The organism is Nocardioides alkalitolerans (assembly GCA_038184435.1).
GTDB lineage: Bacteria > Actinomycetota > Actinomycetes > Propionibacteriales > Nocardioidaceae > Nocardioides > Nocardioides alkalitolerans_A.
In genome coordinates this window covers 2,087,954-2,106,156 of record CP116227.1, presented here as the reverse complement: position 1 = coordinate 2,106,156, position 18,203 = coordinate 2,087,954, and the positions used below count along the sequence as shown (strand labels likewise).

Below are 18,203 nucleotides of genomic sequence, written 5' to 3'. Positions count from 1 at the left end.
CCTCCCAACCCGCGGGTCCGCGTTTGCCCGGGCGACCGTCGGGTACGTCGCGGGCCGACCCGTCGCCGTACGCCAGGAGCCCCCATGGCCGTCCGCCTCAGCAAGCCGCGCCGCATCACCGCCATCAGCTACGAGCTCGACGACGCGCCGGACTTCGAGACCAGCAAGGGTGGCTACCTCGTGCGCCCGCACAGCTGCGAGGTGAAGTGGTTCAACGGCGCCATCGGGAAGGTCGAGGTCACCGGCAACGTCGTCTCCCGCAAGACCGGCCAGGTCGGCAACCGGCTCGCCAGTGAGACCTTCATGATCGTGCCCGCCGCGGAGGGCGAGGAGGTGCCGGAGCGCAACCGGTTCGACGGTCCCGACTTCGTCATCGAGATCTACGAGGCCGCGAAGGCGCTGGGCGAGACGCCGAGCCGGGACGCGTGAGGCGGAGGATCCGACCCACCTGGTGCGTCAGATCTTCCCCCGCGCCGGCCGCGCGAGGCGGTCGAGGAACGCCGTCAGCAGCGCCTCCCGCAGCCGCGGGCTCGCGACGTCGAGCAGCGCGTTGATCTCGCCCATCCGCTCGGGCAGGCCCGGGCCGTCCTCGCCGCCGACCATCCCGACCGCGGCGAGCAGGCCGTCGAAGTCGGCGTCGGAGAGCGCGGCGGGGTCGAGCGCCTGCACGAACTCGACGATGCCCGGGTCGACCGCGACCGGTCCGCGCTCGACCGCCACGGCCACCGCCGCCCGGAGCGCCTCGAGGAACGCCCCCACGTCCGTCGCTGCGCTCAGCGACAGGTGGAGCGTCGGCGGCTGGCCCGCGAAGGTCAGCTGTGGCTGCGCCAGCCACCCCGCCGCGGCGAGCTCGTCGGCGATGGTGAAGACGTCGCAGGTGCCGTCGGTCGCGACCGTCACGAGGCTCGACTCGGGCTCGGCGACGAGGTGGAGCCCGTCGATCTCCCGCACGCCCGCGACCAGCGCGTCGACCCCGTCGAGCAGCGTGCGCGTCAGCTCGAGGTAGCCCTCGTCGCCGATCGTGCGCAGCACCGCCCATGCCCCCGCGAGCGGCCCGCCCGACTTCGTCGACTGCAGTGTCGTGTTGAGCATCGTGTAGCCCGGCCAGTCCGCCGATGCGAAGAACTGCGGGCGCCGCAGCTCCGGCGTCCGGTGCAGCAGCACGGACGTCCCCTTGGGCGCGTAGGCGTACTTGTGCAGGTCCACCGAGATGCTCGTGACCCCGGGCACCGCGAACGTCCACGGGGGTACGTCGCGGCCCAGGCGCGCGGCGTACGGCAGCACCCACCCCCCGATGCACGCGTCGACGTGGCAGCGGATGCCGTGCTCCGCGGCGATCGCCGCGAGGTCGGTGACGGGGTCGACGACGCCGTGGGCGTACGACGGCGCGCTGGCCACCACGAGCACCGTGCGCTCCGGGTCCGCCTCGACGGCCGCCCGGGTGGCGGCGACGTCGGCGCGGTGGTCGGCCCCGACGGGCACGACGACGGCCTCGACACCGAAGTAGTGCGCCGCCTTGAGGAACGCGGCGTGCACCGTCGAGGGCAGCACCATCCGGGGGGCCACCACGTCGGGCCGCGCGTCCCGCGCGCCCTGCACCGCCAGGAGCACCGACTCGGTGCCGCCCGAGGTCACCGTGCCCACCACCGTGTCCGGCGCCCGGAGGAGGTCGGCGGTGAACCCGACGACCTCGTTCTCCATCGTCAGCGTGCTGGGGAAGGCGGTCGGGTCGAGGCCGTTCGTCGCGGCGTACGCCGCCACCGCCTCCCGCCCCACGCGGTCGACCTCCGCCAGGCCCGAGTCGTAGACGTAGGCCAGCGTCCGCCCGCCGTGCGTCGGCAGGTCGCCCTGCTGCAGCTCGGCCAGCCGGGCGAGCACGTCGTCGCCGTTCATGCGGGACTCCCTTCGGGGGCGGCCACGGTGGCCGCGTCGAGGCGGTAGCGGCGCAGCCACAGCAGGCTCACGAGGGTGAGCGCCGCGGGCAGCAGCGAGAAGCCGAGCACGATGGCCGTGACGGCGGAGCCGGGCTGGCTGGTGCCGCCGTCCGTGCCGGAGACGTAGCCGCCGAGCGCGAGCACGACGGCGAAGACACCGGGGCCGAGCGCGAGCCCGAGCGTCTCCCCGGCGGTCCACACGCCCGTGTAGACGCCCGCGCGGTTCTCGCCGGTGCGTCGCGCGTCGACCGCCGCGGCGTCGGGGAGCATCGCGAGCGGGAAGACCTGGCACCCGGCGTACCCGACCCCCACCAGCGCGACCGCGCCGTACACGGCGGCCGCCGGCAGCACCTCCGCGCCGACGAGCACGACGGCGCCCGCGGCGAGCAGCAGCGACGCCAGGGTGTAGCCCCGGCGCTTGCCCACCCGCTCGCCGTACGCCGTCCACGCCGGCGTCAGCACCAGCGCCGGCCCGACGAAGCACACGAACAGGATGGTCGCCGCACCCGCGTTGCCGAGCACGTGGCGCGCGACGTAGTCGACGCCCGCCAGCATCGTGCCCGTGGCGAGCGCCTGCAGGAGGAACGTCGTCAGCAGCAGGCGGAAGTCGCGGGCCCGCGCCACGACCCGCAGCTGCTCGTGCAGGCTGCCGACCCCGGCGGCGGGCGCGCCGACGGGCGCACGCCGCGTGCCGACGTACGCCGCGAGCACGCCCACGGCGATGAGGAGGGCCATCGCGACGCCCATGACGCGGTAGCCGTCCCGTCCGCCGACGGCGTCCCGGATCGCGGGAGCGCTCGCCCCGGCCAGCAGGATCGTCAGCGCGAGGAGCGCGACGCGCCACGTCATGAGCCGGGTGCGCTCGTCGTAGGAGTCGGTGATCTCGGCGGGCATGGCGACGTAGGGCACCTGGAAGAACGCGTACGCCGTCGCGCACGCCAGGAACGCGACGAGCACCCAGACCGCCTCGAGGGCACGGGAGTCGAAGCCGGGCGAGGCGAAGATGACGGCGAACAGGACGGCGAGGGGAAGGCCCGCGCGGAGCAGCCACGGGCGGCGTGGCCCGCGGGGATCGGTGCTGCGGTCGGTGATGCGGCCCGCGATCGGGTTGAGCACGACGTCCCAGGCCTTCGGTGCCACCACGATCGCGCCGGCCAGCAGCGCCGCGATGCCGAGCTGGTCGGTCAGGTAGGGCAGCAGCATGAGGCCCGGGACGGTGCCGAAGGCGCCCGTCGCCACCGACCCGCTGCCGTAGCCGATGCGGACGGAGCGGGGGAGCGCCCCGGAGGCCGCCGACGGAGCGACCTCAGCCGAAGGCACGCGACGACGCCGATCCGTAGCGGCGCGCCGGGTTGGAGCCGATGCGGTCGGCCCGGGGGGCGCTCGGGGAGGTGGGGGCGTCGTCGGGCCCGTCGACCGGGGTCGGCGTCGACCACCGGTCCACCCACTCGTCGAGCGCGGTCCACGTCGTGGTGCGCGCCGCGCGGCCGGTCAGCATCCCCAGGTGGCCGCCGGGCACGACCTCGAACTGCACCTCGGACGCGTTGGGCAGCAGGGTCGTCAGGGGCTTGACCGCGCTGACCGGGGCGATGCCGTCGTTCGCGCCGGCGAAGACGAGGACGGGGCAGATGATGGCGTCGAGCGAGACCTCCTCGATCCCGTCGGGGGTGTCGAGCTCGAAGACGCCCGAGAGGAGCGCGTTGCCGCGGTACATGCGGTGGTAGAGCTGCCCGAACGAGCGGCCCGGGTAGGCGATCATCCCGGCCGTGAAGCGGTCCACCGCCTCGATCTGGGCGAGGAACTCCCGGTCGTCGAGGTTCTGCAGCAGCGCCAGCGGCTTGGTGACCAGCTTCTGGAACGCCGAGAGCTGGAACGCCCACCGCACGAGCGGGCGGGGCGCGCCGCCGAAGGCCTGGTAGGCCCGCGTCACGGCCCGCAGCTGCGGGGGCAGCAGGTCGAGGTTGAGCAGCGGACGCAGCGGCGCGATGAGCGGCACCCGGCTGAGGTCGAAGGGCGAGCCGACGACCGACAGCGAGGCCACCGGCAGGTCGGGGTCGTTCGCCACGGTCAGCACCGAGAAGATGCCGCCGAGGCTCCAGCCGACCACGTGCACGGGGCGCCCGCCCGCGTGCTCCGACACCTCGCGGATCGCCGTGGGCACGACCTCCGAGATCCAGTGCTCCATCCCGAGGTTGCGGTCGCGGAAGGACACCTGGCCGTACTCCACCAGGTAGGTCGGCCGCCCGCCGCGCACCAGGTGCTCCACCAGCGAGCACCCCCGGCGCAGGTCGAAGCACGTCGCCGGCGCGGCCAGCGGCGTCACGAGCAGGACCGGGTCGCCCGTCTCCGGGACGGACGGGTCGGGTCGGTAGTGGTAGACCTCGCGCAGCTGCCCGTCGTCGATCAGCACCCGGGGCATCGGGCGCAGGTCCGCCAGCCCGCCGTACAGCACCTTGTGGGCCACGTTGCCGGTGGCCGCGACGACCTGGTCGGGCTTCGGGAGGAGGTCCATGGCCCGAAAGGTACTCGCGAGTCACCCCCCGCGGGGAGGGTCCCGCAGGCTGTTCCTCAGGACTTGCGCGCGGGCCGCAGCGGCTTGCCGTGGTCGGGGCGGGTCGCGGCGAGCTCCTCGAGGAAGTGGTCGGCCCAGAAGGCGACGTCCTTCTCCCGCACCGTGCGCCGCATCGCCTTCATCCGGCGGTTCAGGTCCTTGGGGTCGGCCTCGTACGCCGCGAGCAGCGCCTGCTTCATGCCGTTGATGTCGTAGGGGTTGACGAGCCAGGCCTGCCGGAGCTCCTCCGCCGCTCCCGCGAACTCGGAGAGCACGAGCGCCCCGTCGTTGTCGAAGCGGCACGCGACGTACTCCTTGGCCACGAGGTTCATGCCGTCGCGGTAGGGCGTCACGACCATCACGTCGGCCGCGCGGTAGAGCGCGGCCATCTCCTCGCGCGGGTAGGACGAGTGGAGGTAGGAGATCGCCGGCCGCCCGATGCGGCCGAGGTCGCCGTTGATGCGTCCCACGAGCCGGTCGATCTCGTCGCGGAGGATGCGGTACTGCTCCACCCGCTCGCGCGAGGGGGTGGCGACCTGCACGAAGACCGCGTCCTCGACCCCGAAGTGCCCGTCGGCGATGAGCTCGGAGAAAGCGCGCAGCCGGGCGTAGATGCCCTTCGTGTAGTCGAGCCGGTCGATGCCGAGGAAGATCTTCGCCGGGTTGCCGAGCGCCTCGCGGATGGCGCGGGCACGGCGCTCGACGCTCTCGGAGCGGGCCAGCTCCTCGAAGCCGGCCGTGTCGATGCTGATGGGGAAGGCAGCGGCCTTCACGGTGCGACCGTCGGGCAGGTAGACGGTGTCGCGGTGCGTCTTGTGGCCGACGCGCTGGCGCACGAGGCGGATGAAGTTCTGCGCCGCGGCCGGCAGCTGGAAGCCGACGAGGTCGGCGCCGAGGAGGCCCTCGAGCACCTGGCGGCGCCACGGCAGCTGCTGGAAGAGCTCGCTCGGGGGGAACGGGATGTGCAGGTAGAAGCCGATGCGCAGGTCGGGCCGCAGGTCACGCAGCATCCGGGGGACGAGCTGCAGCTGGTAGTCCTGCACCCAGACCGTCGCGTTCTCGGAGGCCACCTCGGCCGCCGCGGCGGCGAAGCGCTCGTTGACCTTCACGTAGGAGTCGAACCACTCGCGGTGGAACTCGGGCTTGGCGACCACGTCGTGGTAGAGCGGCCAGAGGGTCGAGTTGGAGAAGCCCTCGTAGAACTCCTCGACCTCCTCGGCGCTGAGCCCGACGGGGACGAGCTGCATCCCGTCCTCGACGAAGGGCTCGAGGTCGTCGTGGCCGGCGACGCCGGGCCAGCCGATCCACGCGCCGTCGCCCGAGCGCATCACCGGTTCGAGCGCGCTCACCAGCCCGCCGGGGGAGCGACGCCACCCGCGGCTGCCGTCGGGATTGGTCGTGCGGTCGACGGGAAGTCGGTTCGCGACGATGACCAGGTCTGCCGTGCCGGTGCGAGCCACGACGTCCACCCTAGTGGCTCGCGGGAGGCGCCACGCCACGCCGCGCAGTGAATGACACTGCTGTCATTCGGCGCGTACGATCGAGGCCGATGTCACCCGCCGGGGCGTCCGGAAGCCGCCGGCGGACCGTATCCTCCGAGGGAGTCCTGACCATGGATGCCGCGAACGCCGTCGCCGCCGATGCGCGGAACACCCCCGGGAGCCCTGCCTTGTCCGAGCGCGACCTCGACATCCTCGAGTTCGAGCGGCACTGGTGGAAGTACGCCGGGGCCAAGGAGCAGGCGATCCGCGAGAAGTTCGCGATGAGCTCGACCCGCTACTACCAGGTGCTCAACGCGCTCATCGACTCTCCCGACGCCCTGGCCGCCGACCCGCTGCTCGTCCGTCGCCTGCGCCGCCTCCGGGCGGCGCGGCAGCGGCAGCGCTCGGCCCGACGCCTGGGCTTCGACGCGTGAGGCCCGCGATGTCGCGTCGCGCGGACGTGCGCCGTACCGGTGACCAGCGGGGTGCGGCCTACCCGGCACCGCTCGTCGCCCTGAGTGTCGTCGCGGTCGTGATGGCCGGCCTGGCCTTCGCCTTCACCGGGGGCGACGACGGCGACGAGGAGATCCGCTCGGCGGCCGCGCCCGCCGTGACCTCGACCACCGAGCCCCCCGCCACGGAGGAGCCCGAGCCCGCGGCGCCGCCGACGGCGGAGGAGCCCGAGGTCGACAAGTCGCAGACCGTCGTGGAGGTCTACAACAACTCCGGGATCGCCGGCCTCGCGTCGCGCACGGGGGAGACCGCCTCGGCGGCCGGCTGGCAGGTCGTCGGCTCCGACAACTGGGTGGGCACGATCCCGAGCTCGACGGTCTACTACCCCGAGCGTCTCGAGGCGCAGGCCCAGCTGCTCGCCGAGGACCTCGGCATCACGCGCCTCATGCCGGCCGTGGACCCCATGCGGGGCGACCGCCTGACCGTGATCCTGACGTCGGACTACTCCGCCTCCTGAGACCTGGCTCACCGCCGGGCCGCGACGAGGGCCGTCCGTGCGGCGGATGGACGCTGCGCGTGCTTCGATAGGCGCCATGCAGTTCACCTCGGCGGAGGCATCGCGCCGCTACGACGAGCTCGTGCGCGTGGCCGCGCGTTCCGTGATCGCGCTCGACTTCGACGGCACCCTGTCGCCGATCGTCGACGACCCCGCCGCCGCCCACATCCACGACGAGGCCCCCGGGGTGCTCGTCGACCTCGCCGTCCACGTGCGCGCGGTCGCCGTCGTGACCGGCCGCCCCGCGCGCCAGGTGCTCGCGCTCGGCGGCCTCGACGAGGTGGGCGAGCTGGTGCACGACGCGGGCAGCGACCTCTACGTGTTCGGGCAGTACGGCAACGAGCGCTGGGACACCCAGGACCGCCGCGTGCGCTCCCCGCGGCCGCCCCACGGGCTGGCGTCGTTCCTGCTCGGCCTGCCGAAGGTGCTGCGCACCGCCAAGGCCGAGGACGCGTACGTCGAGGAGAAGGGCCTCGCGATCGCCGTCCACACCCGTCGGCTCGAGGACCCGCAGGCTGCCTACGACCGGCTGCTGCCCCTCGTGACCGAGCTCGCGGCCACCCACGACCTCGGCGTCGAGCCGGGCCGCAACGTCATCGAGGTGCGCTCGCCCGGCATGCACAAGGGCGAGGCCGTGAAGATCCTCGTGCGCGAGACGCGGGCCGGCGGCTTCCTCTTCGGTGGCGACGACCTCGGCGACGTCGAGGCCTTCCACGCCGTCGCCGAGCTCCGTGACCAGGGCCTCCCGACGCTGCTGGTGGCCTCGGCCTCCGACGAGGAGAGCGCGCTGGCCGACCTGGCCGACGTCGTCGTCGAGGGCCCCGACGGGGTGCTCGACCTGCTGCGTCGCCTCACGGCCGACGCGGCCTCCGTGCGTACCTGATCCGCGCCGTACCCGGCTCGGGGGCGGAGCCGCGCCCGCCACCATCTCAACATGTGGCGCCGCGTCCCACATCGCGGGACCGGGATTGGCCCCGCGCCGCGGCGTCCTCCTAACCTGACGCACAGCTCATCGAGAGGGACTGAGGGAACGGCCCGTCGACGTCCCGGCAACCGCCACGAACTCCCCGCCGCACCATTGCGGCGGTCGTGGAAACGGTGCCAAATCCGCCCACGGCGACCGTCGCCGCGGGGAAGATGAGGAGGAGGACTCATGAGCACGTCTGTCGTCGAGACCAGCCCCGCCCCCGCCGAGAACGCCGAGGCCACGCCCGGTCACGGCCTCCGGGAGGGTGCGTTCGGCAACGCCACGGCCCTCGCCTGTCGCGAGTGCGGCCACCAGGTGGACCTCGGTCCCTTCTACGCCTGTCCCGAGTGCTTCGGTCCCCTCGAGGTCGCCTACGAGTTCCCCGCGGTGACCCGCGCGGAGATCGAGGCCGGCCCGCGCAACATCTGGCGCTACAAGGCGCTGCTGCCGGTGCCGACCGACATCGAGACCAGCCCCAACACCGAGCCCGGGTTCACCCGGCTGCTCGAGGCCAAGAACCTCGCCGCCACGCTCGGCCTCGAGAAGCTGTGGGTGAAGGACGACTCGACCAACCCCACGAACTCGTTCAAGGACCGCGTCGTCGCCTGCGCGCTGAGCGCCGCCCGCGAGCTCGGCAGCCGCGTCTTCGCCTGCCCCTCCACCGGCAACCTGGCCAATGCCGTCGCCGCGGCCGGCGCCCGCGCCGGCATCAAGACCGTCGTGTTCATCCCCAGCAACCTCGAGACGCCCAAGGTCATCAACTCGGCCGTCTTCACCGACTCGCTCGTCGCCGTCGAGGGCAACTACGACGACGTCAACAAGCTGGCCTCCGAGATCGCGGGCGAGGAGGACGGCTGGGCGTTCGTCAACGTCAACGTGCGGCCGTTCTACGCCGAGGGCTCGAAGACGCTCGGCTACGAGATCGCCGAGCAGCTCGGCTGGCGCCTGCCCGACCAGGTCGTCATCCCCGTCGCCTCGGGCTCGCAGCTCACCAAGGTGGACAAGGCCTTCTCCGAGCTCATCAAGCTCGGTCTCGTCGAGGACAAGCCCTACAAGATCTTCGGCGCCCAGGCCACCGGCTGCTCGCCCGTGTCCGCCGCGTTCAAGGACGGCAAGAAGGTCGTGCGGCCGGTCAAGCCGGACACCATCGCCAAGTCGCTGGCCATCGGCAACCCCGCCGACGGCCCCTACGTGCTCGACGTCTGCCGCCGCACGGGCGGTGTCGTGGAGGACATCAGCGACGACGAGGTGCGCGAGGCCATCGTGCTGCTCGCCCGGACCGAGGGCATCTTCACGGAGACCGCGGGCGGCACCACCGTCGGCGTCCTCAAGAAGCTCGTCGAGACCGGCCAGCTCGACACCTCCCTCGAGACCGTCGTCATCAACACCGGTCACGGCCTCAAGACACTCGACGCCGTCGCCGACCGGGTCGCGCCCGCCGCGACGATCGCGCCGACGTACGCCGCGTTCGCCGCCACCGGTCTCGCCTGACCGACCCCTCCCGCCGAAGCCGAGGTACTCCGTGTCGATCTCCGTCCGCATCCCGACCATCCTGCGCACCTACACGGGCGGCGCGTCCGAGGTCGAGGCCTCCGGCGCCACCTTGGCCGAGGTCATCGACGACCTCGACGCGCACCACCCCGGCATCAAGGCGCGCGTGCTCGACGACGACGGGGACCTCCGCCGGTTCGTCAACGTGTACGTCGGCAACGAGGACGTGCGGTTCCTCGACGACCTCGCGACCCCGACCGCCCCCGGCGCCCAGGTCTCGATCATCCCGGCCGTCGCCGGGGGCTGACCCGCCCGCCCAACCCTCACCGGTCGGTTGATGGTCAAAGCGGTCGGTTGATGGTCAAAGCTGTCGGTTCCCCGGCTGACCGGGGAACCAACCACTTGGACCATCAAATTTGATGGTCTAAGTGGCGTGTTCCCCGGCTGACCGGGGAAAGTGCCACCCCGGTCCGGCCCCACCAACCGTCGCGGCCAGGGCGGCCGGGGTTGGCGTGCTGTTCACCTCGTGCTCGTGCTGGTCGGGCATCCAAGGACCCATGTCTGCAACGTCGAAGGCGCGCGCGGCCCTGGCCGTCGCGACCGCTGCTGGTGGGGTCGGTGTCGCTGTCGGGTACGGCGGGAGGTCGATCCTCAAGCGCCAGGCCGCCACGGCCCGACGCCTCATCGGCAAGCCGCTGGGGGAGCAGGCCCTCGACGCCGACAAGGTCTACAAGAAGCGGTACGGCGGCCGCCCGGTCGAGCTCCTCGTGCTCGGCGACTCGATCGCGGCGGGCCTGGGGGCCGAGGTGCCGGGCGACACCTTCGGCGCCCGGCTCGCGAAGCACGTCGCGCGGAGCACCGAGCGTCCCGTCCGGCTCCGCACCGGAGCGCGGGTGGGGGCCGAGTCGAGCATGCTGGCCGAGCAGCTGGGGGCGCTCCCGGCGACGTACGCCGCGGACGTCGCCGTCGTCGTCGTCGGCGGCAACGACGTGACGCACCGTGTGCCGGTCGCGGAGTCGGCGCGGCACCTGCGCGAGACGATCGAGGCGTTGACGGCCCGCGGCACGCGGGTCGTCGTGGGCACCTGCCCCGACCTGGGGGCGCTGCGGCCGGTGCCCCAGCCGTTGCGGTCGCTGGGGTCGCGGGCGTCGCGCCAGCTCGCCGCCGCCCAGCGGGAGGCCGCCCTCGGTGCAGGCGCGTGGGCGGTGTCGCTCGCCGACGTCGTCGGCCCGTTCTTCATCACCAACCCCGACGAGATGTTCAGCCTCGACCGGTTCCACCCCAGCGCCGCCGGCTACAAGCGGACCGCCAAGGCCGTGCTGCCCTCCGTGCTCGCCGCGCTGGGCGAGGTCGACGCCGTGCCGTTCGGCCACCACGCGCCCGCGGTGGCGGAGGAAGCGCCGGCCGAGCGCCCCCACCTCCGCGCGATGCCCGACGTCGGCCACGACGACTGGGGGATCGACGACCAGGTCGACGGCAGCGGTTTCGACCGCCGGGAGGCGTGAGCCCGGCTGGTCCCGACGCCCTAACCTCGGCCGCGTGACCTCCTCCGTGCCCACCGACACCTCGCCCCGCCCGCGGGTCCTCCTCGCCACCTACCAGCTGGCCCCGACCGGCGAGGACGGTGGCGACCTGCTCCTCACCGCGCTCGCGGAGCGCGGGATCGATGCCGCCTGGGCCGTCTGGGACGACGCCGACGTCGACTGGTCGGCCGCTGACCTCGTCGCCGTGCGCTCGACGTGGGACTACCATCGGCGGCTCCCGGAGTTCCTGGCGTGGGCGCGGCGTACGGCGGCGCTCACCCGCGTGCTGAACGGCCCGGAGACGTTCGCCTGGAACGCGGACAAGTCCTACCTGGTGGCGCTCGGTGACCAGGTGCCGACGGTGCCGACCCGCACGCTCGGCGACGCGACCCTGCTGCCGGTGCTGCGGGAGGCGACGGCGGAGTGGGGCTCCGTCGTCGTCAAGCCGGCGACGGGCGCCGGCGGTCTCGGGGTCGTGCTGGCGGATTCCGCCGACGACCCCCGTCTGGAGGGGCTGGGGGCGGCGCCGTGGGTGGTGCAGCCGCTCGTCGCCTCGGTGCGCACCGACGGCGAGATCTCCGTCTTCGTGCTCGACGGGACGCCGGTGCTCCAGGTCGACAAGGTGCCGGCGGGCGACGAGATCCGGGTGCACGAGCACTTCGGGGGCTCCTCCCGCGCCGTACCCCTGGACGCTGACCTGGCCGCGACGGCCATCGCCGCCGTGCGTGCTGCCGAGCAGCTGGGCGGGGAGCGGTTGGACTACGCCCGGATCGACCTCCTGCGCCACGACGACCGCTGGGCGGTCAGCGAGGTGGAGGCGATCGAACCGGGCCTCTACCTCGACGTCGCACCGGCGATGGCGGGCCACTTCGCCGACCTGGTGGCCGCCCGCATCGGCTGACCTGCTGCTTGCACTCGCAGGGGGCGAGTGCTAAACATGACGCTGGCACTCTCCTCATGAGAGTGACAACGAACGTGCAGCAACCCGGCTCGGTGGGGTCGAGGTCAGCAGCGACGGCGGGAAGGGTCCGCCGGTCGGCCTGATCGTCCGTCGCGGGCGGCCACCCGGGCCTTGTCCACTCTCCAGCAGACAAGGAATCGCAGGAGAACATGTCGAAGCTCATTGCTTTCAACGAGGAGGCCCGGCGCGGTCTCGAGCGCGGGATGAACACCCTCGCCGACGCCGTCAAGGTCACCCTGGGTCCCAAGGGCCGCAACGTCGTGCTCGAGAAGAAGTGGGGCGCGCCCACGATCACCAACGACGGCGTGAGCATCGCCAAGGAGATCGAGCTCGAGGACCCCTACGAGAAGATCGGCGCCGAGCTGGTCAAGGAGGTCGCGAAGAAGACCGACGACGTCGCCGGTGACGGCACGACGACGGCGACCGTCCTCGCCCAGGCGCTGGTCCGCGAGGGCCTCCGCAACGTGGCCGCCGGCTCCAACCCGATCGCGCTGAAGCGTGGCATCGAGGCCGCCGTGGCGTCCGTCTCCGAGCAGCTGCTGCAGCTCGCGAAGGACGTCGAGACGAAGGAGCAGATCGCCTCCACCGCCTCCATCTCCGCCGCGGACACCACGGTCGGCGAGATCATCGCCGAGGCGATGGACAAGGTCGGCAAGGAAGGCGTCATCACCGTCGAGGAGTCGAACACCTTCGGCATCGACCTCGAGCTCACCGAGGGCATGCGGTTCGACAAGGGCTACATCTCGGCGTACTTCGCCACCGACATGGAGCGCATGGAGGCCGTCCTCGAGGACGCCTACCTGCTCCTCGTCGAGGGCAAGATCTCCAACGTCAAGGACCTGCTGCCGCTGCTGGAGAAGGTCATCCAGACCGGCAAGCCGCTGCTGATCATCGCCGAGGACGTCGACGGCGAGGCGCTGTCGACCCTGGTGGTCAACAAGATCCGTGGCACGTTCAAGTCGGTCGCCGTCAAGGCCCCCGGCTTCGGCGACCGCCGCAAGGCCATGCTGCAGGACATCGCGATCCTCACGGGTGGCCAGGTCATCTCCGAGACGGTCGGCCTCTCGCTGGAGACCGCCGGCATCGAGCTCCTCGGCCAGGCCCGCAAGGTCGTCGTCACCAAGGACGAGACCACGATCGTCGAGGGCGCCGGCGACGGCGACCAGATCAACGGTCGCGTGAACCAGATCCGTGCGGAGATCGAGAACTCGGACTCCGACTACGACCGCGAGAAGCTCCAGGAGCGCCTCGCCAAGCTGGCCGGCGGCGTGGCCGTCATCAAGGTCGGCGCGGCCACCGAGGTCGAGCTCAAGGAGCGCAAGCACCGCATCGAGGACGCGGTGCGCAACGCCAAGGCGGCCGTCGAGGAGGGCATCGTCGCCGGTGGCGGCGTCGCGCTCGTCCAGGCCGGCGCGGTCGCGTTCGACAAGCTCGAGCTCGAGGGCGACGAGGCCACCGGTGCCAACATCGTGAAGCTCGCGATCGAGGCCCCGCTCAAGCAGATCGCGATCAACGCCGGCCTCGAGGGCGGCGTCGTGGCTGAGAAGGTGCGCAACCTGACCCCCGGTCACGGTCTCAACGCCGCCACGGGCGAGTACGTCGACCTGGTCGCCGAGGGCATCATCGACCCGGCCAAGGTGACGCGCTCCGCGCTGCAGAACGCCGCCTCCATCGCGGCGCTCTTCCTCACCACCGAGGCCGTCGTGGCCGACAAGCCGGAGAAGGCGCCCGCCGGTGGCGGCGACCCGACCGGTGGCATGGGCGGCATGGACTTCTGAGTCCCGCCCGCCGCTGAACCACACGCGAGGCCCCCGCTCCGTCCGGAGCGGGGGCCTCGTGCCGTTGCGGGGTTCGGGGACCGCGTCCGTCCGCTCAGGCGCGCCGGCGCACGCGGATGGGGCCGCGTGCGCTCGCGAGGTCCACCACCTCGCCGCCCTGCGTCACGTCGACCTCGTCGCGCTCCACCAGGCGTCCGACGGCGGCGCGCACCGGGTCCATGAGGTCGCGCCACTCCTGACCGTCGGAGGCGGCGGCCCGCGCCACCTCGGACGGGCAGATCGTGGCGCCCGCGGCACGCCGGTCGAGCAGGTCGAGGACGGCGCGCTCGAGGCCGTCGGCGTCGGAGGTGCTCACCCCTCCAGCATGCCGCGGGGTCAGAACACCCCGGCCGGGCGGAACTGGACCGACAGGCGGGGGCCGGCGTGCGCCACCTTGGGCACCGCGTGCTCCCAGGTGCGCTGGCAGGAGCCGCCCATGACGACCAGGTCGCCGTGGCCCATCGTCACGGCGATCGACGCGCCGCCTCCCCGGGGGCGCAGCGCGAGCCGCCGCGGGTCGCCGACCGAGACGATCGCGACCATCGTGTCGTGCGTCGATCCGCGCCCGATGGTGTCGCCGTGCCACGCCACCGAGTCGGACCCGTCCCGGTAGAAGCAGCACCCCGCCGTCGTGAAGGGCTCGCCCAGCTCGTCCGCGTAGTGCTCCGACAGGGCGTCCCGGGCCGCCGCGAGGCCGGGGTGCGGGAGGGGCTCGCCCGCGCCGTACGTGTGGAGGAGGCGGGGGACGTCGACCACCCGCTCGTACATCTGCCGCCGCTCCGCCCGCCACGGCACGCGGTGGACGAGCGCCTCCATCACGTCGTCGGAGAGCGCCCCGAGCCAGTCGCGGCGCACGTCGATCCAGGCGCCGTGGGCGAGCAGGCGCCGTTCGATGCCCGGCGCCAACGGGGCCAGCCGATCCGCGTCCGGCCCCGGGTCCGTCGCGAAGAGGGTGCCCTGGAAGTCCACCCCGCCACCGTAGTCGAACACGTGTGCGACCGCCAGGGGTTCTCCCCAGGGTGGGGACCGGGGACGTCCCCGGTGGTGGACTGTGGGTGCGGGGTGCCACAGTCGTGGCATGACCGACGACCCTGCTGTCGCCGCCCCTGCGGCGGCCAGCGTGCGCGACCTCGTGAAGACGTACGGCGCGGGGCAGGCCCGCGTCCGCGCCCTGGACGGCGTGAGCCTCGACCTCGGCCAGGGCGAGTTCACCGCCGTCATGGGTCCCAGCGGCTCCGGCAAGTCGACGCTGATGCACTGCTGCGCGGGGCTCGACACGGCGGACAGCGGGTCGGTGCGGATCGGTGAGACCGAGCTGTCCCGGCTCAAGGACAAGGAGCTCACGCGCCTGCGGCGCGACCGGATCGGCTTCGTGTTCCAGTCCTTCAACCTGGTGCCGACCCTGACCGCGGAGGAGAACATCCGGCTGCCGCTCTCCATCGCCGGGCGGCGGGCCGAGCCGGGGGTCTTCGAGTCGGTCGTCGAGACGGTGGGCCTGGGGCCCCGCCTGTCGCACCGCCCCAACGAGCTCTCCGGCGGGCAGCAGCAACGCGTCGCGGTCGCGCGGGCGCTCGTGAGCCGGCCCGACATCGTGTTCGCGGACGAGCCCACGGGCAACCTCGACTCCCGGTCCGGTGCCGAGGTGCTCACCCTGCTGCGGCGCAGCGTCGACGAGATCGGCCAGACCGTCGTGATGGTCACCCACGACCCGGTGGCGGCGGCGTACACCGACCGCGTGGTCTTCCTCGCCGACGGGCGCGTCGTCGACGAGCTGCGCCGTCCCGACCGCGAGCAGGTGCTCGCGGTGATGACGCGCATGACGGCGTCCGCGCTGCCGGACGGCGCCCCCTGATGCTGCGCGCGACCTGGAAGAGCCTGCCGGGGCGCAAGGTGCGCCTCGTGATGAGCACGTTCGCGATCGTGCTCGGCGTCGCCTTCGTGTGCGGCTCGCTGATGTTCTCCGACACCCTCGAGCGGTCCTTCACCTCGCTGTTCTCCGCGACGGTCGGCGACGTCGTCGTGCGTCCGGAGATCGGCACGTCCTTCGGCGCCGCCGAGGGGTCGTCGCGCACCGTGCCGGCCTCCCTCGTCGAGGAGCTGGCCGCCCTGCCCGAGGCGGCGCGGGCGGACGGCAACGTGAGCGCCCCGGGTGTCTTCGTCATCGGCGACGACGGCAAGGTCGTGGGCGGACAGGGCGCACCGGGCCTGCTGCAGGGGTTCAACGACGCCCCGGCCGCGGGAGGGGCCGAGGGCCTCCACGTCGTCGAGGGCCGCGCGCCCTCCGGGTTCACCGAGGTGGCGCTCGACGAGAAGACCGCGGAGCGGGCGGGCTACGAGATCGGCGACGCCGTCCGGCTCGTCAGCCCCGTCGCCGACGGGGAGCTGACGCCCACGCTCGTGGGGCTCGTGGCCCTCGGCGGGGACGCCTCGCTCAACGGCGCCACCCTCACCGTGGTCGACATGGCGACGGGGCAGCAGGTGTTCCTGCAGGGGGAGGACGCCTACACCGACGTCTGGGTGCGCGCCGCCGACGGGGTCTCGCAGGAGGAGCTGCGCGACGCCGTCGCGCCCCTCCTGCCCGACGGGGTCGAGGCCGTGACGGGCGACGACGCCGCCGACGAGTCGGCCTCGCTCCTGCTGGAGGCCATCTCGTTCCTCACGACCTTCCTCCTCATCTTCGCCGGCATCGCCCTCGTGGTGGGCGGCTTCCTCATCGTCAACACGTTCTCGATGCTCGTCGCCCAGCGCAGCCGCGAGCTGGCACTGCTGCGCGCGCTGGGCGCCTCCCGCCGCCAGGTCGTGCGCTCGGTGCAGCTCGAGGCCTTCGTGGTCGGTCTCGTCGGCTCCGTCCTGGGCCTGGGGCTGGGCGTGCTCCTCGCCCTCGCCATCCGTGCTGTCTTCGCGCGCGTGGGTCTCGACCTCGACTCCCAGCCGCTCGTGCTCGAGCCGCGCACGGTCGTCGCCGCCTTCGCCGTGGGGATCGTGGTCACGATGGTCGCGGCGTGGGGGCCGGCCCGGCGCACGACGCGCATCGCGCCCGTCGAGGCCCTGCGCGACGACGTGGCGCTCCCGGAGACCACGATCCGGCGACGCATGGTCGTCGGCGCCGCGCTCGTCGTGGGTGGCGCGGGCGCGCTCGCGGCCGGGCTCGTCGCCGACGTCCCGCGGGCCGGCTGGTGGGTCGGCCTGGGTGTCCTCGCGGTCCTGCTCGGCGTCGCGGCGGCCAGTCCCGTGATCGGCCGTCCGGTCCTCGTGGCGGCGCACGCGGCGTACCGGCGTCTCTTCGGCACCGTCGGCAACCTCGCCGGGCTCAACGCCCTGCGCAACCCGCGGCGCACGGCGGCGACCGCGTCCGCCCTCATGATCGGCCTGACGCTCGCGACCACCATGGCGATCCTGGGCGACTCGGCCAAGGCGTCGGTCGACCGCACCATCGAGCAGACCTTCCCCGGTGACTTCGTGGTCAGCAACCAGGTGGGGGAGGGGTTCTCGACCGGCATCGGCGACGCGATGGGCGAGGTCGAGGGCGTGGCGTCGGTGGTGCGGGTGCGCTACGGGCTGGCCGAGACGGGTGACCGCCCCCGCCGGCTGGGCGGCGTCGACCCGTCGACCTTCCGCGACCTCGGCGTCGGGACGGTGGCCGGCGACGTCACCGACCTGGTGGACGGCACGGCGGTCGTCGACGAGGACTACGCCGACGACGCCGGCATCGGGGTCGGGGACGACCTCGTCGTCACCACGGTCGACGGCGAGCAGCGCCTGCCCGTGGTGGCCGTGGTGGACCCGGGATCGGTCCTGCCGTCGATCACCACGACGACGGCCACGCTGCTCGACGCGGGCTACCGCGACCTCGACAACACGCTCGTCGTCGAGGCCGTCGCGGACCCGCCCGGCGGGCTCGACGGGCTGCAGGACCGGCTCGAGCAGGCGGCGGGCGACAACCCGCTGGTCACGGTGAAGGACCAGGCGGAGTACGCCGCGGAGCAACGCGCCCCCATCGACCGTCTGGTGCTGGTCGTCTTCGCCCTGCTGGGCCTGGCGCTCGTGATCGCCGTCCTCGGCATCGTCAACACGCTCGCGCTCTCGGTCGTCGAGCGCACGCGGGAGGTCGGGCTGCTCCGGGCGGTCGGGCTCGGGCGGGGCCAGCTGCGGTGGATGATCACGCTGGAGTCGGTCGTGATCGCGGCCCTCGGGACGGTCCTCGGCCTCGTGCTCGGCACCACCTTCGGGCTCGCCCTCATGCGCACCCTGCGCGAGGAGGGGCTGGAGGTGATCAGCGTGCCGGTCGGGCAGCTGGCCGGGTTCGCCGCGGCGGCGCTCGTGGTCGGCGTGCTCGCCGCCGCCCTGCCCGCCCGCCGCGCGGCCCGGCTCGACGTGCTCGCCGCGGTCAGCACGGAGTGAGCCGGCACTGGTCTGGTCCGCAGGGCTCGCCGGTGGCCGGACGCCCTTCCGTCTGGTAGGGGAAAGTT

General features: G+C 73.1%; 17 protein-coding genes and 1 riboswitch. Of the genes, 11 read left to right on the top strand and 6 right to left on the bottom strand.

Translation table 11 applies throughout. The features are described from left to right. Nucleotides 1–84 precede the first annotated feature (84 nt). Nucleotides 85–429 (top strand): hypothetical protein, encoded by a 345-nt coding sequence (locus PIR53_10125; GenBank protein ID WZH54328.1) that lies wholly within the window; start codon nucleotides 85–87, stop codon nucleotides 427–429. Nucleotides 430–456: 27 nt separating this feature from the next. Here the strand turns inward: PIR53_10125 and PIR53_10120 are convergent, their stop codons facing one another. From PIR53_10120 to PIR53_10105, 4 genes are read right to left on the bottom strand one after another with little or no spacing between them, the layout of a single operon-like run. After that, on the bottom strand, nucleotides 457–1,893 hold the full coding sequence (locus PIR53_10120) for an aspartate aminotransferase family protein (GenBank protein WZH54327.1): 1,437 nt from the start codon (nucleotides 1,891–1,893) through the stop codon (nucleotides 457–459). Further along, nucleotides 1,890–3,254, bottom strand: a complete 1,365-nt coding sequence (locus tag PIR53_10115) for an MFS transporter (protein WZH54326.1) — start codon at nucleotides 3,252–3,254, stop codon at nucleotides 1,890–1,892. The genes PIR53_10120 and PIR53_10115 overlap by 4 nt, the downstream gene beginning before the upstream one ends. After that, a complete protein-coding gene (locus tag PIR53_10110) occupies nucleotides 3,241–4,446 on the bottom strand; it encodes an alpha/beta fold hydrolase (GenBank protein ID WZH54325.1) in 1,206 nt (401 codons plus the stop codon). The genes PIR53_10115 and PIR53_10110 overlap by 14 nt, the downstream gene beginning before the upstream one ends. A 56-nt stretch (nucleotides 4,447–4,502) precedes the next feature. Continuing rightward, nucleotides 4,503–5,945 carry a trehalose-6-phosphate synthase gene (locus PIR53_10105; protein WZH54324.1) on the bottom strand — a complete coding sequence of 481 codons (1,443 nt, stop codon included), beginning with the start codon at nucleotides 5,943–5,945 and terminating at the stop codon, nucleotides 4,503–4,505. A 152-nt stretch (nucleotides 5,946–6,097) separates the two neighbouring features. Between PIR53_10105 and PIR53_10100 the strand changes: the two genes are divergently transcribed. From PIR53_10100 to groL, 8 genes are all read left to right on the top strand, one after another. Then, a complete protein-coding gene (locus tag PIR53_10100) occupies nucleotides 6,098–6,400 on the top strand; it encodes a DUF3263 domain-containing protein (GenBank protein ID WZH54323.1) in 303 nt (100 codons plus the stop codon). An 8-nt stretch (nucleotides 6,401–6,408) separates the two neighbouring features. Beyond that, entirely contained in the window at nucleotides 6,409–6,936 is a 528-nt protein-coding gene (locus PIR53_10095; GenBank protein WZH54322.1) for a LytR C-terminal domain-containing protein, read from the top strand. A gap of 76 nt (nucleotides 6,937–7,012) precedes the next feature. Then, complete coding sequence (otsB, locus tag PIR53_10090) at nucleotides 7,013–7,858, top strand: trehalose-phosphatase (GenBank protein ID WZH54321.1); 846 nt, start codon at nucleotides 7,013–7,015, stop codon at nucleotides 7,856–7,858. Between the two features lie 123 nt (nucleotides 7,859–7,981). Next, a riboswitch (SAM riboswitch) is annotated at nucleotides 7,982–8,119 on the top strand. Between the two features lie 9 nt (nucleotides 8,120–8,128). Then, nucleotides 8,129–9,433, top strand: coding sequence for a threonine synthase (gene thrC / locus PIR53_10085; protein WZH54320.1), 1,305 nt, complete (start codon nucleotides 8,129–8,131; stop codon nucleotides 9,431–9,433). A gap of 31 nt (nucleotides 9,434–9,464) precedes the next feature. Then, nucleotides 9,465–9,740 (top strand): MoaD/ThiS family protein, encoded by a 276-nt coding sequence (locus PIR53_10080; GenBank protein WZH54319.1) that lies wholly within the window; start codon nucleotides 9,465–9,467, stop codon nucleotides 9,738–9,740. A gap of 250 nt (nucleotides 9,741–9,990) precedes the next feature. After that, nucleotides 9,991–10,938 (top strand): SGNH/GDSL hydrolase family protein, encoded by a 948-nt coding sequence (locus tag PIR53_10075; protein ID WZH54318.1) that lies wholly within the window; start codon nucleotides 9,991–9,993, stop codon nucleotides 10,936–10,938. Nucleotides 10,939–10,972: 34 nt separating this feature from the next. After that, nucleotides 10,973–11,857 (top strand): hypothetical protein, encoded by an 885-nt coding sequence (locus tag PIR53_10070; GenBank protein ID WZH54317.1) that lies wholly within the window; start codon nucleotides 10,973–10,975, stop codon nucleotides 11,855–11,857. Between the two features lie 209 nt (nucleotides 11,858–12,066). Beyond that, the gene (gene groL, locus PIR53_10065) at nucleotides 12,067–13,695 is read left to right on the top strand and encodes a chaperonin GroEL (protein ID WZH54316.1); all 1,629 of its coding nucleotides are present in this window, start codon (nucleotides 12,067–12,069) and stop codon (nucleotides 13,693–13,695) included. A 94-nt stretch (nucleotides 13,696–13,789) separates the two neighbouring features. On the opposite strand, the gene PIR53_10060 is transcribed toward groL, so the two are convergent. After that, complete coding sequence (locus PIR53_10060; GenBank protein WZH54315.1) at nucleotides 13,790–14,050, bottom strand: DUF3253 domain-containing protein; 261 nt, start codon at nucleotides 14,048–14,050, stop codon at nucleotides 13,790–13,792. A gap of 20 nt (nucleotides 14,051–14,070) precedes the next feature. Further along, entirely contained in the window at nucleotides 14,071–14,649 is a 579-nt protein-coding gene (locus PIR53_10055; protein WZH54436.1) for an alpha-ketoglutarate-dependent dioxygenase AlkB, read from the bottom strand. A gap of 163 nt (nucleotides 14,650–14,812) precedes the next feature. Here PIR53_10055 and PIR53_10050 point away from each other — a divergent pair, with 163 nt between their 5' ends. Continuing rightward, complete coding sequence (locus PIR53_10050; GenBank protein WZH54314.1) at nucleotides 14,813–15,586, top strand: ABC transporter ATP-binding protein; 774 nt, start codon at nucleotides 14,813–14,815, stop codon at nucleotides 15,584–15,586. Next, complete coding sequence (locus PIR53_10045) at nucleotides 15,586–18,135, top strand: ABC transporter permease (GenBank protein ID WZH54313.1); 2,550 nt, start codon at nucleotides 15,586–15,588, stop codon at nucleotides 18,133–18,135. Before PIR53_10050 ends, PIR53_10045 begins: the two co-directional genes overlap by 1 nt. Nucleotides 18,136–18,203 lie beyond the last annotated feature (68 nt).

What these genes read in the sequence shown, in the direction of transcription:
- PIR53_10125 (WZH54328.1), top strand. Translation starts at nt 85, where the DNA reads ATGGCCGTCCGCCTCAGCAAGCCGCGCCGCATCACCGCCATCAGCTAC.
- PIR53_10120 (WZH54327.1), bottom strand. Translation starts at nt 1,893, where the DNA reads ATGAACGGCGACGACGTGCTCGCCCGGCTGGCCGAGCTGCAGCAGGGC.
- PIR53_10110 (WZH54325.1), bottom strand. Translation starts at nt 4,446, where the DNA reads ATGGACCTCCTCCCGAAGCCCGACCAGGTCGTCGCGGCCACCGGCAAC.
- PIR53_10100 (WZH54323.1), top strand. Translation starts at nt 6,098, where the DNA reads ATGGATGCCGCGAACGCCGTCGCCGCCGATGCGCGGAACACCCCCGGG.
- PIR53_10095 (WZH54322.1), top strand. Translation starts at nt 6,409, where the DNA reads ATGTCGCGTCGCGCGGACGTGCGCCGTACCGGTGACCAGCGGGGTGCG.
- otsB (WZH54321.1), top strand. Translation starts at nt 7,013, where the DNA reads ATGCAGTTCACCTCGGCGGAGGCATCGCGCCGCTACGACGAGCTCGTG.
- thrC (WZH54320.1), top strand. Translation starts at nt 8,129, where the DNA reads ATGAGCACGTCTGTCGTCGAGACCAGCCCCGCCCCCGCCGAGAACGCC.
- PIR53_10075 (WZH54318.1), top strand. Translation starts at nt 9,991, where the DNA reads ATGTCTGCAACGTCGAAGGCGCGCGCGGCCCTGGCCGTCGCGACCGCT.
- groL (WZH54316.1), top strand. Translation starts at nt 12,067, where the DNA reads ATGTCGAAGCTCATTGCTTTCAACGAGGAGGCCCGGCGCGGTCTCGAG.
- PIR53_10050 (WZH54314.1), top strand. Translation starts at nt 14,813, where the DNA reads ATGACCGACGACCCTGCTGTCGCCGCCCCTGCGGCGGCCAGCGTGCGC.
- PIR53_10045 (WZH54313.1), top strand. Translation starts at nt 15,586, where the DNA reads ATGCTGCGCGCGACCTGGAAGAGCCTGCCGGGGCGCAAGGTGCGCCTC.